Genomic DNA, 14457 nt, shown 5'->3' with positions numbered 1-14457 from the left:
TATTCTCTTGATTATAAAATAGTGCGGTTAAATACCTTATTGAAAAAACATTGAACATAAGAATATATCCCTTTCTTTTGAGGGTTGAACATTGAGCGATTAGCTTCTGATTTTGTGCCTGTATATAGGATACCAACCCTAGGTAGGGTCATGATTAAATTTTCATCAAGCTCTATTTTTTTAAATGATAAGCGAAGCTGTCTGACTAACTTATAATAGCTGCTTTCAGTCACAATCGTTCCGCGTTTTTCCCAAATCTCATACATAATTTCGCGCTTACTACTGGTTTTATTCAGTAATAGTTTCAATAAGCATGACTCATTCTCTGAAAGATTAATCGTTTTCTTACCGCGAGAGAGCGTTCGCTTGAGAGGGTTGTAAACAACATATTCCGATAAAATAATAAGGGGTTCTTGCTCAATTTGATCTGTCTTATTCATATTATTTTTCCATATATATAATTTCATCGACAAGTTATTTGCCATATCCTAACGTTCAAGATAGTGTGCCACAATATAAAAAAACGACACACAATAAGATTTTTATAAAAAAAAGACGATTTTTAATAAATCCAGATGATTTTTTAGGATGGCTTAATTTATCGCTATGCGCTCAGTTATATATATCAATTTAGTATATTTATTTTTTATATTTTATTGAGCGGGGTGTTTGACTAAGACTTAGCATGATAAGAAATATGCTAAGTCTATAAATTTCGAATAGGATTCTTATCAAATCTTTGTGAAGAAAGGAAAAAACGATAATATATTAACAATACGATAGATTAGACGAATGAAAGCTCATCATCACCATCATCTTCTAGTTTGTTATGGCCTATCTGATTATTCATTTGTTCTGTCAGTGGTTGGAGCATAAATTTTACCGCATTAACACGATAAAATGCGTGATTGAACGTTTTCTTGAGTAATTCTTGATTATCAAAGGTATCGGGCTTTCCGAGTAATTGTATGGCGCCAGCAATAAACCTTTTTTTTTCTTCAGAAGAGAGTCTATTGAGTTTTTTACAAAGCGCTAAGAAGTTTGTTTTATGATCTTCCGAGTTTTTAATATCTTTTGGATCACTGACTCTCAATGTTGTAAAAAATGTTTTAATATTTTCAATCTCTTGAGTCGTTAGCTTAAGCTGCTTGGTATTTTCGATTGTTTTAGCTTGCCATGTATTTTTGACTTTGTTGACTAACGTTGAGCTGTCGTGATTTGTGGGTAGTGTATGCTCTGATGGTGTTTTTAAATGATTATTTTTTAGCGGCGTAATCATTGGTTTCTCCTTGATTAAGGTTATTCCTCATCGTTTGGTAGGCTATTTTTCGTTCTGCTAATACTTGGCAGCGGCTTGGAATCGATAATAGTTGTGGTAATAGATGTTTTACGGCGATAGAAGGCGAAAAATGAATAATTTCATTGCCTATTTCTAAGGCGATATCCTCATTTTGACTTGGTATAAATTTAATATGAGCGTTTTTTTGAGGGGAGTTCTCTTGTAATGAACTCGGTAAATACAAAATAGCGGGTTCCATATTCGATTGTTGAATGAAATGTTCAGCAATGATTGTTTGTAATAGTTTATCGTGGAAAAATTCAGAGAGTTGATGTAAAAGTTGTTCTTTACTTTGACTTAATTGTTGCTGAAAGCGTTTCTCGCTCATCTCAATACTTTCAATCATATTCGAGAGTAACTGTTTTAATCCATCTTGATAACCTTGTTGATAAGCAACATGACGGATATGCTCTATTTCTTGCTGAGCTTTCTGATAGTTTTCGGTTACTTGCTTGTGAGCTTGTTTTGTTATGTGTTTTGCATAGCGAAAGGCACTAATTGTATTATGTTTTATGAGTACTTTTTCTCTTGCGGTTTGTTGAATATCAGGCTGCATTTTTTCGGACATAGTGACAAGTCTCTTCAATAATATTCCAAGGTAATATTGCTTTTACGGCGGAAGGGATGAGTTGGCGCGTTTTATAGCTAAACATATGTTTTAACCTGTCGGTATATACTGCACCGAATGGAATTAATTGAGCAAAAAGTTGTTCTGCTCCGAGAGCCAGTAGTCTCTGTGGTGAGGGAATATTTACTCCACTCACTTGCCAAAGCGGGTTAGCAAACTGTTGGCGTAAATCTGAGTAAACGGTGAGTTTTCCCCACCAAGGAAGCTCTTCCTTATAGAGAATTGTGCCTAATCCAAGCGCAACCTTCGGGAGGTTCGCCCATTCTTGTAAGAGAATATTTGGCAATATCATCGTGGTACGATCCGGCCAAGGCATCGGGTATTGTCGAATTAATCGATGGTTATGTATTTTCTTTAATATTGGAGGCAATTTATGGTAATGAATATTACTATATTCAGGATGAAAATAGCTTCCTGGCGCTAAGAAAATATCCGTTTTTAAAAGCAATGATATATTACTCTCCGACGCCATGGGTTTTTACCTCAGTCATATTATTTGTATCTGCCTTAGTCTTGAAAAATGGCTGCCGACGCCAAACAAATATTAATAAACCAATCACCATGATGACTGACAAGGAAATGACCGTAACCCAAACTGGATTCAACAGAGTTTTAGGTTGATGGCGTGTTTGATGTTGCAGTGGTGGTCGTTTAACGACGACAACAGACACATTGTCATAGCTGGTTTCTGCGAAACTATTGGTTAGGAATAATTTGATTTTATTCATCATGAGTTTGGGGTCTTCATTACCTGAATAGGTCACCAGACTGGATACTTTTTGTATTTGTTTTGTGGCGCTATTGCTGCTTAGAGGATAGCTAACATGTACTCTAGCATTGACAATATCAGGGATGGTTAATAATGATTGCTCTAAACGTTGTTCTATTAATGATAATAGTCGGGTTCTCTCTGCTTGTGGTGACGCCACTAAAGAATCTCCAGGAAAAGCTTGGATAATTTCAATGGGATCTTTGGATGGCAAATGATATTGTCGTAACAAATCAACGGCGATAACAAAGTCATTAGGTGCGATTCTAATTGAGTCTCCTTGCTTATTATCTTGTTTACGTGAAGCATCAACGCCGTGTTCTTGTAACACAGCGAGGACTTCGTTACTTTGTCGCTGGCTAAGGTGGCTGAGTAATAATTGATCATCACAACCGACCAAGAATCCAATCATGCCAACCAAGAGCAGTTTTTTGACTATATTCATGGCTTATTGGGCTTTTAATAATGTATCAATGGCATTGGTTGCTTTGTGGGTGAGTGTGGAGACAAAATTGAGCTCTAATGCATATTGTCCAATGGCATCCTGCATTTTCAACATCTCCACGGGATTGCTGACATCTAGACTATTTCCCTGAATAATCAGTTGCTGCTTTTTATTTTTTACCTCAACAGAATATTGTGCATATAACTCTTTCACTTTATCTTCAAGTGATTGGCTTGAAGTATTGTCTGAAATGTTATCTGGTGTTGGTGGTAACATAGTATGGTTGGTGATTTGCATGATATTAGTTCCTAAAAAGTAGAGCATCACTTAACTGATGCTCTTCGATATAAATTAAATATTACGAATAATCGCTGAGGCTGTATCTTTAATAGATTTCATTAAGCTACTTTGTAATTGACGTGCCATATTATAGTTACCGCTTAAAGCCGTAATTTTTCCGAGTACTAATGGGTTATCGACTTCTAATTTTTCACTTTTACCATCAAGCATATTTTTTAATTCGTCAGCTAATTCCTTAGCGCGAATACTGACATTCGCACTACTGCGATACATCATCCCCCAGTTATGATCACCTTTAACTGGTGTTTCAAACGCGGATGAATCCCAATTACCGGTGGCACTATTAATACCTAAAATATCTGATGTAGATCCATCTGACATATATCACCTCATTAGTTAAGAGTATTTGAATTAAACGACCAATGGTTATGACCTAAAATAATGAAGCCTTGATCGTTACGGATAAATGATTTTCCTGCTAACTGATTAGTCGCCAAAGATACTGAAAACTGAATATACTTATTTCCCCATTTATGAGAAAAACGTTCAGCTAGCTGAACAATTGAAGACGTTTGCTTATCATTAAGATTTCCCTGAATAATAAAAATAACGTGATTATCTTTATTTATTTTTTTCCATGGAACGTTACTTTCAGTCAAACCAAGTTCAGCTATCTGGATTAATGCTTTTGACTCTATTTCTATCACCTTACTATCGGTATAACAGGCAAGATGGCTTTTTATTATATTATCAATAATTTTCCTATCTTTAGATAAGGCTTGTTCTTTGATTATACGTATAACGGGTTGGCAAGGATTGGATAAATCTACTTTTAAAAGGTTAGGTATATAATCATAAATGTGGTTTTCAATCTCACTTTCAAGATCATTGATTTTTTTTATGTGATATTTATCAGCATAATTTTCTTTATTTAAACGCTGTACACTCCAATCGGCATCACGCTGTGTTTGTACGAGAATTAATGCATCCCCTTGTCCATCTCGAGTGGCGATGATGGGGTAATGGCTATCTTGTAGTATGTTTTCTAGCATATTTATTTTTTTTTCTGAATTATTTGTAGGGTATAGATAAATACCCACAAAAGAAATAAACAATAGAAAAGTACAGATAAAAATGGTTTTGCGTTTTTCAGTAAGAGACGTTAAGTTATTTTTTTTATCATCACAAAACGCGCTATGCGGTATACTTTCTTCTATATCGGTTAATTTCCATGGCATATCAAGTGCTTTAAAAGCAATCGGGAATATATCAGCAAGCATTAATTCTTGATAAACAATGGGAATAGTAAATGATTTAATCCCATCATTAATATTCAGGCTAAATATTTTTTCTTGTATGTTATCACTGCTGTTTGTTGGGTCTTGTTCTGTCACGACAGCGAGTTCATAATGCTCGGCAGCACTAGGAATATAATAGGTGGTAAAGCCATTATCATCGACTTCTGCTCTGTATTGAATATTGGGGTCGATAACAATAAGATGAGCATCTGCTGTTAATACCAACTCATGCCCACTCATAGGGCCGCTAGCAATTTTCATTATACAAGCGCGGCTATTTGTATCTGTCATAAAATGAATTCCACGGATAAGAAATTAGTATCAGTAAAAAGTATTACTTCATTTTTGTCAGTAGAATTTATCTTAATCATTCTGACTGATTGATTTGTTTATTAGGTATGAGTTATTCCGGAATATTCCCTTGTATAAAAAGTGCATTTTCTTCAATTTAGCTATATCGAATCTTTTTAAATAAAAGTATAAGCATCATGATTGATACGAACATTGCTGCACTACTCGAAAATAAAGAGTGTTGTTTTTCTTTGCAGGATAAGTTGGTTTTGGCTGTTCCTCATTCAGCTGAAATGGGGATAAGTTTCAATTCATCGTATTCAGGGAAGAGAATTAATATTGAAGAGCAGTCTTTATTTGTTTGTTCGCAATTAGAGTTCGATTCTATTATTAGCAGAAAAGATTGGTTAATTTATTCATTAGAGCTTTCAGAGGTAGTGGAGATCCTTGCTGTTATTGATTCTGCTATGAAGCAATCATTTCTCTTAGAAAAGGAAATGATGGAACCGGGGAGCAAAAATAGTGATGTTATCTATATTTCTAATGATTATATTTATGATCTTACAATCAAAGATATTGTTATTGGCTTAATTATTCAGCAACAGCCTGAATTCAATTTATGGTGCAACATATTAAGGCGTTATGAAGCATACGGCATTATGCGATTTTTACTTTCCGCCGCCGAAAAAGATAAAAATGCCAATATTAATCAATTGTGTAAACAGTATGGCATATCGGCCTCTTATTTTAGGCAACTGTATCGAGAAAACTTTAATAAAACAGCAAAAAGAAAAATTATGAGTGTTCGTATGGCCTCAGCCATCTTAAAGCTTATTGAAAGTGATAATTCTATATTAGATATCGGCCTTGAAGCAGGTTATTGCTCAGCCTCTCATTTTACGAATGATATAAAAAAAGAATTAGGGTTAACCCCTTCAGATATTAGGCATCTTGGAGTGAAACTATATGAAAAGTAAAAGAAGTGGGATGATATTAGTATCGCTACTTTTACTCAGTGTAAATGTTTTTTCAGCGCAAACTGAAATTATCATGGCTGAACCTGTTCAGCAGGAGATGAATCAAGAAACGTTTGTTGCAAATAATATTATGGTCGGCAAAGTTTTTGATGCTATAGCTGAGCGACTTAATAAACCGATTATTCTTAGCAAACTCGCGGCACAAAAGCGGATAACGGGTAATTTTAATTTGGCACATGCTGATGAGATGTTTAAGGCGTTAACGCGCCGTATCGCATTGGTTTGGTATGATGATGGTGCCGCTATTTATGTTTACGATAATAGCGAGATGCGTAGTGCTATTATTCCTATGAATAATGCCAGTAGTCATCAAGTTCTCAATTATATTAAAAAAAATGGTATCTATGACCAGCGCTTTCCTGTTCGTACTCAAGGAGGAAACAGCTTATTGTTTGTTTCTGGCCCTCCTTTATATGTTGAATTGATACAAGCCGCGACAGCCTATCTTGATGAGCAAGTAAAACAAGAAGCTCTTTCGGGTGGGGAGCTTGCCGTTATTGCGGTCAAATATGCTTCGGTGACAGATAGAACTTATTCATTACGCGGTAATAATATTACTGTTCCAGGTATGTTATCAGTCATCAGTGAATTATTTAAAAATACCCCTGTAGGGACTGTACCAACGCAAAAAATTGCATCGGCACCAAAAGATAACATAGGAGATGACATTGATGCCTTGATGGATGCGCCGATTGGTGAGGCTGTAGAGCCCATGCCTGCATTCAATGGTACTCGTAATCCATCTAATGTTCCTTTTTCATTAGTGGCACATCCAGATAGTAACAGTTTAATTGTTAAAGGTTCCCCTGAACAAATTCGTTATGTTCGCCAATTAGTCAGGACATTAGATACTCGGCGCCGACAAGTTGAATTGTCGTTGTGGATCATTGATATCACACGTAGTGAATTAGATAACTTAGGTGTTAATTGGGAAGTTGGCACCATTAATACCGGTAACAGTTCGTTTTCTTTTAACCGCAGTACACTGTCTGATAGTACAGATTTCTTATTGCGTATTGATGCGCTAAGTAAAAGTGGCAATGGGCATATTGTGTCTCGCCCCGTGTTATTAACTCAAGAAAATATTCCTGCTTTATTTGATAACAACACCAGTTTCTACGCTAAGTTACAGGGTGAACGTATCGCCACTTTAGAGCAAGTCACCTACGGCACGATGGTCAGTGTGATGCCACGCATTTCAGCGGGTAACCATGTAGAAATGGAAGTGAATATTGAGGATGGTGCTGAAAAACAATCAAAAAATGGTGAAACGTCTAATGTTGAAGGGCTCCCTTCGGTCAATCGAACAACGATTAATACCGTTGCTCGTATCGCTCAAAACAGTAGTTTATTGATAGGCGGATATACTCGAGAACAGATTGTAGAAAATGAAAGTCATATTCCTTTATTAGGCGATATCCCATTGGTTGGTCGTCTATTTAGCCATTCATCAATGAATAAACAAAAAATGGTACGGCTATTCTTAATCCAACCTCGTTTGTTGGATGAAAATGAAGTATGGGATGGCCGACAATTTTCTGAAAACCTTCGCATCAAACAACATGACAAACAGTTACATAGCACCATCCAATTTTTAAAAACCTATATGGGGGAATCATGGCAATAGCGCCTTTGGGTGGTGGTGCCCGCATGTTAGGAGGGGCGCAAGAAAAGAGTCGTTCATCCAAAACGGGTGATGATTCGGATGAGGTATTACGTGGGCAAGGGGTGATTGATAGCTCCGGAGAATATGCGTCGATGTCGATGTTAGCAGCGAGCCATGTAAAAAGAAGTAGTGGTAAGCAAGATGATACGGAAGATTGGATGCAGTTTGCTGAACGTATCCTTGATGAGAATGCGGATGAAACTATTTTAAATGTTGAGGGCATACTCAATCGTCAATTTATGACACCTAAAGAGTTAAAAGCATTTTTATTGCGTTTTTTCTCCGACCCCAGCGATTTATTAATGGCGTTGGCAGCATTAATTAATCGTGGAAAACTTAAGCAAGAGCAGCTTGAACAACTCAAAAAACTGGAAGAGCAACTTCACCAAGAAGATTTCGATAGAAGTACGCAAGCTGGCGTGAATATTGCCCTTATTGCAAAGGCTTTTGCGCAAAAAATAAAACAGTCGGCGGGAAACTTGCGTATGTTATACCGTGAGTTTTTGGCTTATGAAGGTCCTGTTGTTTATTTATATGAACAATGGGTGGAAGAGATGGAAAGCCAAGAACGTGAAAATATTATGCGTTATTTAAGTCGTGCATTGGCTTGTGATCTGCAAGCGCTTCCCTTAGGTGACATTAATATGGGTGAGTTCGGTAACTATTTTATGCGTGTAGGACGATTAAGAGAGTTACAGTCATTAGACCATGTATTTATCCAACAATTTTTTCAATCAAATCTATTTAAGCACCATCGGCAATTTATTAACGAAAAATTTGAAAAAGAGCTTAGTAAATTATTTACGGCAGGTATTCGAAATCAAACTAATTTCAATGAAGGTTTATTATTATTTATTTCTTCCCAGTTAAGCATGATGAGTACTGATTTGCGTGCTCGATTTTTGCAATTATTAATTTTGGCATTTGCAACAATACCCGTTAGCGTCTTTCAATCATTGGAAGCGCGCGATGAATTAATAAATCAATTGAAAGATTGTATGCATTATGTGATGGCACAAGAAGAATTAATGATGCGTAACTATTTTCAAAGGGAGGATTTTTAATCAAATGAATAAGTTTACTGGATTTCTTTTAGCGATCCGTAATCGGCCAGAATTGATGGTATTAGTGATTATGGTGATGGTCATCGCGATGCTCATTATTCCGTTACCGACGATATTGGTCGATTTACTGATTGGCTTGAATATTATGATCTCAGTACTTATTTTTATGAGTTCTTTTTATATTACTCGGATCCTCAATTTTCAATCCTTTCCCTCAATTTTATTAATCAGCACATTATTTCGCCTTGCTTTATCGATTAGCACTAGTCGACTGATCCTATTAGAAGCTGACGCTGGGGAAATTATTGCCACCTTTGGTGAGTTTGTTATTCAAGATAACTTGGTTGTTGGGATGGTCGTATTTGCGATTGTAACCATCGTACAATTTATTGTTATTACTAAAGGTTCTGAACGTATCGCGGAAGTGGCTGCCCGTTTTTCGCTTGATGCGATGCCCGGAAAGCAAATGAGCATTGATGCTGACTTACGGGCAGGAGTTATTGATGAAGCAACGGTCAAAGAGCGCCGAGGTGATTTAGAAAAAGAGAGTCAGCTATTTGGTTCTTTTGATGGTGCGATGAAGTTTATTAAAGGAGACGCAATAGCTGGGATTGTCATTATTTTTGTTAACTTAATCGGTGGGATTTCCGTTGGTATGGCACAACAGGGAATGGATATCTCTTCTGCGCTGAACACGTTCTCATTATTAACCATCGGTGATGGACTTGTTGCGCAAATCCCTGCGTTACTTATCTCTATCAGTGCTGGTTTTATTGTCACCCGAGTGGGGGGCAACGATAAAAACTTGGGACAGAATATTGTTTCTGAGTTATTTGCCAATGATTTTACGATCCTCATTACCGCACTCATTGTTTTATTTATGGGGTTCTTACCTGGGTTTCCGACAGCGATATTTATTTTCTTATCAGCGCTCTTATCGATAATATTTTTTGTCCGTTTTTGGAAAAAACGTAAAGATAAAACTTATCAGCAGACACAAGCTGAGCGCGTTAATGTGGGTACAGAGATAACTGAAGGAGAAACACAAAGGGAAAACAGTGCTATTGAGGAAGAGTATATTCCTGAAACGCTACCCATTATTATTTCTGTCAACCAACAATATAAAAAATCACTTGAAGAGAAAAATTTCTTAGCGCGTTTTAAAAAGGATGTGTTTATTCGCTATGGCTATCGAATACCCGATATTGCCATTAATTACTCACCGATTGTACCTAATAATAAAATTATCATTTTAATAAATGAAGTCAAAGCAGGTGAGTATGATATCTGTTTTGGCGGTCATCGTTTATTAACAGTGAGTGATGAGCTGGAATATTTAGGGATCGAGCTAATACATTTTACGGATGAGTGTGGTGCGGTGAGTTCTTGGATTATTAATCAAGATATCGAGCAAGTTGAACAATTAGGATTGATGATACGCGATGATGTAACAGAAATGATTGATTGTGTTAGCACGCTTTTATTACGTCATATTAATGAATTTTTCGGTATTCAAGAAACTAAAAATCTACTTGATGATTTAGAAAACAAATATCCGGAGTTATTAAAGGAGTGCTATCGGCATTCAACAGTGCAAAAAGTCACGGAAGTTTTTCAACGTTTATTAATGGAAAAAATTTCAGTTCGTAATATGAAATTAATCGTTGAAACCCTTGTCCAGTGGGCGCCAAAAGAAAAAGACAGTTTGATGTTAGTCGAGCATGTTCGAACGTCGATGTCGCGTTATATCTCTTCCCGTTTCGCTGTTGAAGGCCGCTTAAATGTATTAATGGTGAATTCTGTATTTGAAGACACCATTCGCCAAGGTATTCGGCAATCGGCAGGCGGGGTTTACTTGCATCTCGAACCCGAAACAACCAATGAATTAATTCAATCTGCGGAATTAGCCCTTGAAAACAGCTATCTCTCAGCTCGGGATATTACGGTATTGGTTCCTGTTGATATCCGCCGTTTTGTGAAAAAAATCCTTGAAGGACGCTTTCCTGAGTTAGAAGTTCTCTCATTTAATGAGGTTTCTGACATGGTGAAAGTGAATATTATTAAGACAATATAAGGAAATTTCTTATGAAGTATCGTTTTGTTGAAGCATTAAATTCATTTTTAAATGACATGGGGCGTAGTGATTTAATTAATCCTCAATTAGATTGTCATTCAAATATTCAAATATTCAAATATTCAATTAGAAATGAATGATGCACCAGCGATTAATATTGACCTTTCTAGTGATGACGTAATTATTTGGTGTCATTTAGCGGAGTATAGTGCAGCAAGGTTTGATTCTGTCAGTCAGAATTTGCTAAATATGATAATTCAATATCCACCACGTAATTTTCAACCAGGTCAACCGGCATTAAATCTTGTCGATGATGTTTTCGTTCTGTCCGCGGTCATGAAAGAAACGGCATTAAGTCATGCACAGCAGTTTGCTGATAGTTTCGAAGAATTTTTTGAACGTAGCAATTTGTTCAGAACAGCATTAGTTGGCTAACCATGAAACTATTTGATTACTGCGCGCACCCAGCGCGCATTCATGGCTGTTTGGTGGAGGCACCGTTACACGGTGTTTTTATTGGCGAAATTTGTATTGTTGAACGTTCTTTAGCCTCAAGTGAATGTCTCGCAAAAGCACAAGTTGTCGGCTTTAAAGAAGGGCTGACAGTGCTGAGCTTAATTGGTCGAATCCAAGGATTAACTCGTGAGGTTGTTATCCGCCCAACAGGACAATCTTTTGTGTTTGCAATGAATGAGCAACTGTCTGGCAAAATCTTTGATGCTGCCGGTGAGCAGGTTGGCACACTCGGTGAACCAGCAAAGGAAAGTGTGTTAAATGAATCCAAGTTAATGCGTATTGATAGCCCACCTGTCAGTGTCACCTCAAGGCGCGCTATTGATGAACCTCTCATTACTGGAATTCGAGCAATCGATGGTTTATTGACTTGTGGGTTAGGGCAACGCATTGGTATTTTTGCGGCCGCAGGCAGCGGCAAAACATCGTTAATGAATATGATCATTAACCACGCTGAAGCGGATATTCATGTGGTGGCTTTAATTGGGGAGCGTGGTAGAGAGGTTATTGAATTTATTGATGAACTGCAAAACTCACCTCATGCAGGTCAGACTATTTTAATATACGCGACCTCAGATAGTCCCCCAATTGAACGCTGTAATGCCGCTTTACTGGCGACAACAATTGCGGAATATTTTCGTGACCTTGGACGCAATGTATTGCTTTTTGTGGACTCCATGACTCGTTATGCAAGAGCCTTACGGGATGTTGCATTAGCTGCGGGTGAATTACCTGCTAGACGAGGTTACCCCGCATCTGTTTTTGAACAACTTCCCATGTTGCTTGAGCGACCCGGACGTCTCCAAAAAGGGTCGATAACCGCGTTTTACACGGTGTTACTCGAAAGTGAAGATGAAGCAGACCCTATTGGTGATGAGATCCGTTCGATTTTAGATGGGCATATTTATTTAAGTCATAAGCTAGCCGGAAAAGGGCATTATCCCGCTATTGATATTCTGCATAGTATTAGCCGCGTCTCCTCGAAAGTAACAACAGAAAAACATCAACAATTCGCGATTAAAGTCCGTGAGCGGTTATCGCGATTAGAACAAATCCAATTGTATTTAGAGCTTGGAGAATATCAGCGTGGTGAAAGTATCGATAATGATAATGCGTTAGATAAAAAAGAGGAAATAGAGCAATTTTTAAAACAAAAAATCAATGAAGCAGAACATTTTGATGCAATGTTAAATCAACTCAGTCATTTGGCATCTTAATGATTAAAGACCTCCTTGCACTCAATGAAAAACGGTTTGAAAGCGTTTTGCAGGAGCAATTGAAATTGCAATCATTCATGAATGCATTGCAACAACAACGTACAGACATTCAATCACGAATTAATGTGTTGAATACTCAAATGGGCTTATATGAATTATCGGCGGAATTAAACAAAGTTGCTTTTTGGGAGCGTCAGCGACTAAAAGCCGCCTTGTTAGCTGAAATTGCCCACCTTGAATATCAAATTGAATCGATGAGTGCCGAGTTAACCAAATATGAACAATCACGAAAACATCTTGTTCAGCGTATGTTCACTTTACGTAACAAGTGCGAAAAATTCCGAAATTATCTCAAGCAGCAACGAATTGCTCGGTGTTTAAAATTAGAACGTCAGCAACAAAATGAAATTGAGGAGTTGTCCGTTTATGACAACAATAAAATTGGAACTGAATGAATCTAATGTGGTACCGATAGATAAGCAAACGATGGCAGCCGGCAATGGAAAGCCGCTCGATAATCTATCCGTACTCAAAAAACAGATGAAAGCATTGGCAGCGAAGCACGCTCACCGTTCGACACCGAAAAAACACCGTAAAAAGCTGGCTGAAGAGTGTATCGTGCCATTATTGATGCAGTTGCCTATTCACTTACGCCATACGGAAACCGCCGAAAAGCTTATGGCGTTTTGCCAATTAGGGTTAAATGTCGAGAAGCAGGCTGACGAAACCTTTCAGGGAGAACACTTAGCGGCAGAGATATTACCGGTAGCAACGGTCAGCATGTTGCAGAAGGACGGCGGTGGAATATTCGGGAATTTCAATAACACTCAACAGCATCATTTCCCCAAAAGCCAGTTAAAAGCCACCCCAGAGAAACTGGCGCTATTCGGTGAAACCATCAATAAAAATATTGCCGACAGCTTGCAGCCTTCTTTAGCGACACAACAAGCCAAGCCACAACGTAGTGTTCAGCAATTGGCCTCGTCAAACTTGCTATCGCCGATAAAATCCCGAGATATACCACAGACTAATATTGATTTGACCCATGTTGAGACGTCACAAGTGCCTGCTCAACCTTCGGTCATCACGCCTAAAATACACCATGGTATTCAATCTCCCTCCCTGTTATCTGAAATACAGGATGGCGTTCAGTGGCCTGTCATCTTATCTGAAACTGCTCCTACGACTCAGTCATCTACAACACTGCCTGACACTCAGCATGCCTCTTCATTGGCTTTCGCAGAGGCTCATCCAACAGAAAATGTCACGTTAAATACGTTCACTGCGCCTTCTCTGTCGCTTGAAAAGCAACGAACAGCGTTAACTAAACAACCGATTAATGTGCCAATGGATACCGAGAGTACTCAGTCTACGCCAGTGTCTCAGGTTCAGTCGCTGGCAGAGCGCCTTGATGTACTTGAACAACAAAATGGGACTTTACCTGCACCGATGAATGCAAACATACAGGTTCATACAACAGCTCAAGCGCGGCAATCCACAACAGTGGCGATGAATACGGCACAAGTTAGGGCTGAGATGACTGAGCAAATGACGGAAAAAGTCGCAAAAATTGAAGGACGCAGCCTCACTTATACCTTTAGTCGATGGCAAAGTAGTCCCGCGGTGACGTTTGAATTGAATCCGCGTGGTGGAGAGTTACTCGCCAGTACAACTAGTCAGGAAGTTCATCAAGTATTACGTGAAAACCAACACCTTTTTCGTGGTGAGCAGCCTTTATCGATTCGTTATGAAGGTCAGCAGCATGAAAAGCAACGCCAACAGCAGCAAGAACACACTGAGCCAGAAGATAACTAAT

The 14457-nt window shown here is 38.0% G+C and carries 16 protein-coding genes; 8 read left to right on the top strand and 8 right to left on the bottom strand.

The annotated features are described in order from the left end of the window. Nucleotides 1–11 precede the first annotated feature (11 nt). The 8 genes from O7C57_RS19520 to O7C57_RS19485 form a co-directional block, all read right to left on the bottom strand. Complete coding sequence (locus tag O7C57_RS19520; RefSeq protein WP_154635688.1) at nt 12–440, bottom strand: winged helix-turn-helix domain-containing protein; 429 nt, start codon at nt 438–440, stop codon at nt 12–14. Nucleotides 441–784: 344 nt separating this feature from the next. Then, on the bottom strand, nt 785–1279 hold the full coding sequence (locus O7C57_RS19515; protein WP_163860487.1) for a hypothetical protein: 495 nt from the start codon (nt 1277–1279) through the stop codon (nt 785–787). Continuing rightward, nucleotides 1257–1907 (bottom strand): hypothetical protein, encoded by a 651-nt coding sequence (locus tag O7C57_RS19510; RefSeq protein WP_154623060.1) that lies wholly within the window; start codon nt 1905–1907, stop codon nt 1257–1259. The genes O7C57_RS19515 and O7C57_RS19510 overlap by 23 nt, the downstream gene beginning before the upstream one ends. Then, nucleotides 1885–2439 carry a hypothetical protein gene (locus O7C57_RS19505; RefSeq protein ID WP_154623059.1) on the bottom strand — a complete coding sequence of 185 codons (555 nt, stop codon included), beginning with the start codon at nt 2437–2439 and terminating at the stop codon, nt 1885–1887. Before O7C57_RS19505 ends, O7C57_RS19510 begins: the two co-directional genes overlap by 23 nt. Further along, nucleotides 2423–3181 (bottom strand): type III secretion system inner membrane ring lipoprotein SctJ, encoded by a 759-nt coding sequence (gene sctJ / locus O7C57_RS19500; protein ID WP_154623058.1) that lies wholly within the window; start codon nt 3179–3181, stop codon nt 2423–2425. Before sctJ ends, O7C57_RS19505 begins: the two co-directional genes overlap by 17 nt. A gap of 3 nt (nt 3182–3184) precedes the next feature. After that, a complete protein-coding gene (sctI, locus tag O7C57_RS19495; RefSeq protein ID WP_154623057.1) occupies nt 3185–3478 on the bottom strand; it encodes a type III secretion system inner rod subunit SctI in 294 nt (97 codons plus the stop codon). Between the two features lie 54 nt (nt 3479–3532). Next, nucleotides 3533–3862: an EscF/YscF/HrpA family type III secretion system needle major subunit gene (locus O7C57_RS19490; RefSeq protein ID WP_154623056.1), complete on the bottom strand. Its 330-nt coding sequence runs from the start codon at nt 3860–3862 to the stop codon at nt 3533–3535. An 11-nt stretch (nt 3863–3873) separates the two neighbouring features. Then, nucleotides 3874–5070 (bottom strand): PrgH/EprH family type III secretion apparatus protein, encoded by a 1197-nt coding sequence (locus tag O7C57_RS19485; protein ID WP_154623055.1) that lies wholly within the window; start codon nt 5068–5070, stop codon nt 3874–3876. A 197-nt stretch (nt 5071–5267) separates the two neighbouring features. On the opposite strand from O7C57_RS19485, the gene O7C57_RS19480 reads away from it, so the two are divergent. The 8 genes from O7C57_RS19480 to O7C57_RS19445 all read left to right on the top strand — a co-directional run bounded on the left by O7C57_RS19480 (nt 5268) and on the right by O7C57_RS19445 (nt 14456). Next, the gene (locus O7C57_RS19480; RefSeq protein ID WP_154623054.1) at nt 5268–6047 is read left to right on the top strand and encodes an AraC family transcriptional regulator; all 780 of its coding nucleotides are present in this window, start codon (nt 5268–5270) and stop codon (nt 6045–6047) included. Beyond that, a complete protein-coding gene (gene sctC / locus O7C57_RS19475; protein ID WP_154623053.1) occupies nt 6037–7734 on the top strand; it encodes a type III secretion system outer membrane ring subunit SctC in 1698 nt (565 codons plus the stop codon). Before O7C57_RS19480 ends, sctC begins: the two co-directional genes overlap by 11 nt. Beyond that, nucleotides 7725–8837: a type III secretion system gatekeeper subunit SctW gene (gene sctW / locus O7C57_RS19470; RefSeq protein ID WP_154623052.1), complete on the top strand. Its 1113-nt coding sequence runs from the start codon at nt 7725–7727 to the stop codon at nt 8835–8837. Before sctC ends, sctW begins: the two co-directional genes overlap by 10 nt. Before the next feature lie 4 nt (nt 8838–8841). After that, nucleotides 8842–10911: an EscV/YscV/HrcV family type III secretion system export apparatus protein gene (locus O7C57_RS19465; protein WP_154623051.1), complete on the top strand. Its 2070-nt coding sequence runs from the start codon at nt 8842–8844 to the stop codon at nt 10909–10911. 132 nt (nt 10912–11043) lie between these two features. Next, entirely contained in the window at nt 11044–11346 is a 303-nt protein-coding gene (locus tag O7C57_RS19460) for a type III secretion system protein (RefSeq protein WP_336432812.1), read from the top strand. 2 nt (nt 11347–11348) lie between these two features. Then, on the top strand, nt 11349–12641 hold the full coding sequence (gene sctN / locus O7C57_RS19455) for a type III secretion system ATPase SctN (protein ID WP_154623049.1): 1293 nt from the start codon (nt 11349–11351) through the stop codon (nt 12639–12641). Beyond that, nucleotides 12641–13096: a hypothetical protein gene (locus O7C57_RS19450; protein WP_269723464.1), complete on the top strand. Its 456-nt coding sequence runs from the start codon at nt 12641–12643 to the stop codon at nt 13094–13096. Before sctN ends, O7C57_RS19450 begins: the two co-directional genes overlap by 1 nt. Beyond that, a complete protein-coding gene (locus O7C57_RS19445) occupies nt 13068–14456 on the top strand; it encodes a hypothetical protein (RefSeq protein ID WP_269723463.1) in 1389 nt (462 codons plus the stop codon). Before O7C57_RS19450 ends, O7C57_RS19445 begins: the two co-directional genes overlap by 29 nt. Nucleotide 14457 lies beyond the last annotated feature (1 nt).

The organism is Providencia sp. 21OH12SH02B-Prov (genome assembly GCF_027362595.1).
In the GTDB taxonomy this organism is placed as follows: domain Bacteria; phylum Pseudomonadota; class Gammaproteobacteria; order Enterobacterales; family Enterobacteriaceae; genus Providencia; species Providencia zhejiangensis.
This window is presented reverse-complemented; position numbering and strand designations above follow the sequence as displayed.

Bases quoted from the DNA above. Each gene is read 5' to 3' on its own strand.
- O7C57_RS19520 (WP_154635688.1), bottom strand. From the start codon at position 440: ATGAATAAGACAGATCAAATTGAGCAAGAACCCCTTATTATTTTATCG.
- O7C57_RS19515 (WP_163860487.1), bottom strand. From the start codon at position 1,279: ATGATTACGCCGCTAAAAAATAATCATTTAAAAACACCATCAGAGCAT.
- O7C57_RS19510 (WP_154623060.1), bottom strand. From the start codon at position 1,907: ATGTCCGAAAAAATGCAGCCTGATATTCAACAAACCGCAAGAGAAAAA.
- O7C57_RS19505 (WP_154623059.1), bottom strand. From the start codon at position 2,439: ATGGCGTCGGAGAGTAATATATCATTGCTTTTAAAAACGGATATTTTC.
- sctJ (WP_154623058.1), bottom strand. From the start codon at position 3,181: ATGAATATAGTCAAAAAACTGCTCTTGGTTGGCATGATTGGATTCTTG.
- sctI (WP_154623057.1), bottom strand. From the start codon at position 3,478: ATGCAAATCACCAACCATACTATGTTACCACCAACACCAGATAACATT.
- O7C57_RS19490 (WP_154623056.1), bottom strand. From the start codon at position 3,862: ATGTCAGATGGATCTACATCAGATATTTTAGGTATTAATAGTGCCACC.
- O7C57_RS19485 (WP_154623055.1), bottom strand. From the start codon at position 5,070: ATGACAGATACAAATAGCCGCGCTTGTATAATGAAAATTGCTAGCGGC.
- O7C57_RS19480 (WP_154623054.1), top strand. From the start codon at position 5,268: ATGATTGATACGAACATTGCTGCACTACTCGAAAATAAAGAGTGTTGT.
- sctC (WP_154623053.1), top strand. From the start codon at position 6,037: ATGAAAAGTAAAAGAAGTGGGATGATATTAGTATCGCTACTTTTACTC.
- sctW (WP_154623052.1), top strand. From the start codon at position 7,725: ATGGCAATAGCGCCTTTGGGTGGTGGTGCCCGCATGTTAGGAGGGGCG.
- O7C57_RS19465 (WP_154623051.1), top strand. From the start codon at position 8,842: ATGAATAAGTTTACTGGATTTCTTTTAGCGATCCGTAATCGGCCAGAA.
- O7C57_RS19460 (WP_336432812.1), top strand. From the start codon at position 11,044: ATGAATGATGCACCAGCGATTAATATTGACCTTTCTAGTGATGACGTA.
- sctN (WP_154623049.1), top strand. From the start codon at position 11,349: ATGAAACTATTTGATTACTGCGCGCACCCAGCGCGCATTCATGGCTGT.
- O7C57_RS19450 (WP_269723464.1), top strand. From the start codon at position 12,641: ATGATTAAAGACCTCCTTGCACTCAATGAAAAACGGTTTGAAAGCGTT.
- O7C57_RS19445 (WP_269723463.1), top strand. From the start codon at position 13,068: ATGACAACAATAAAATTGGAACTGAATGAATCTAATGTGGTACCGATA.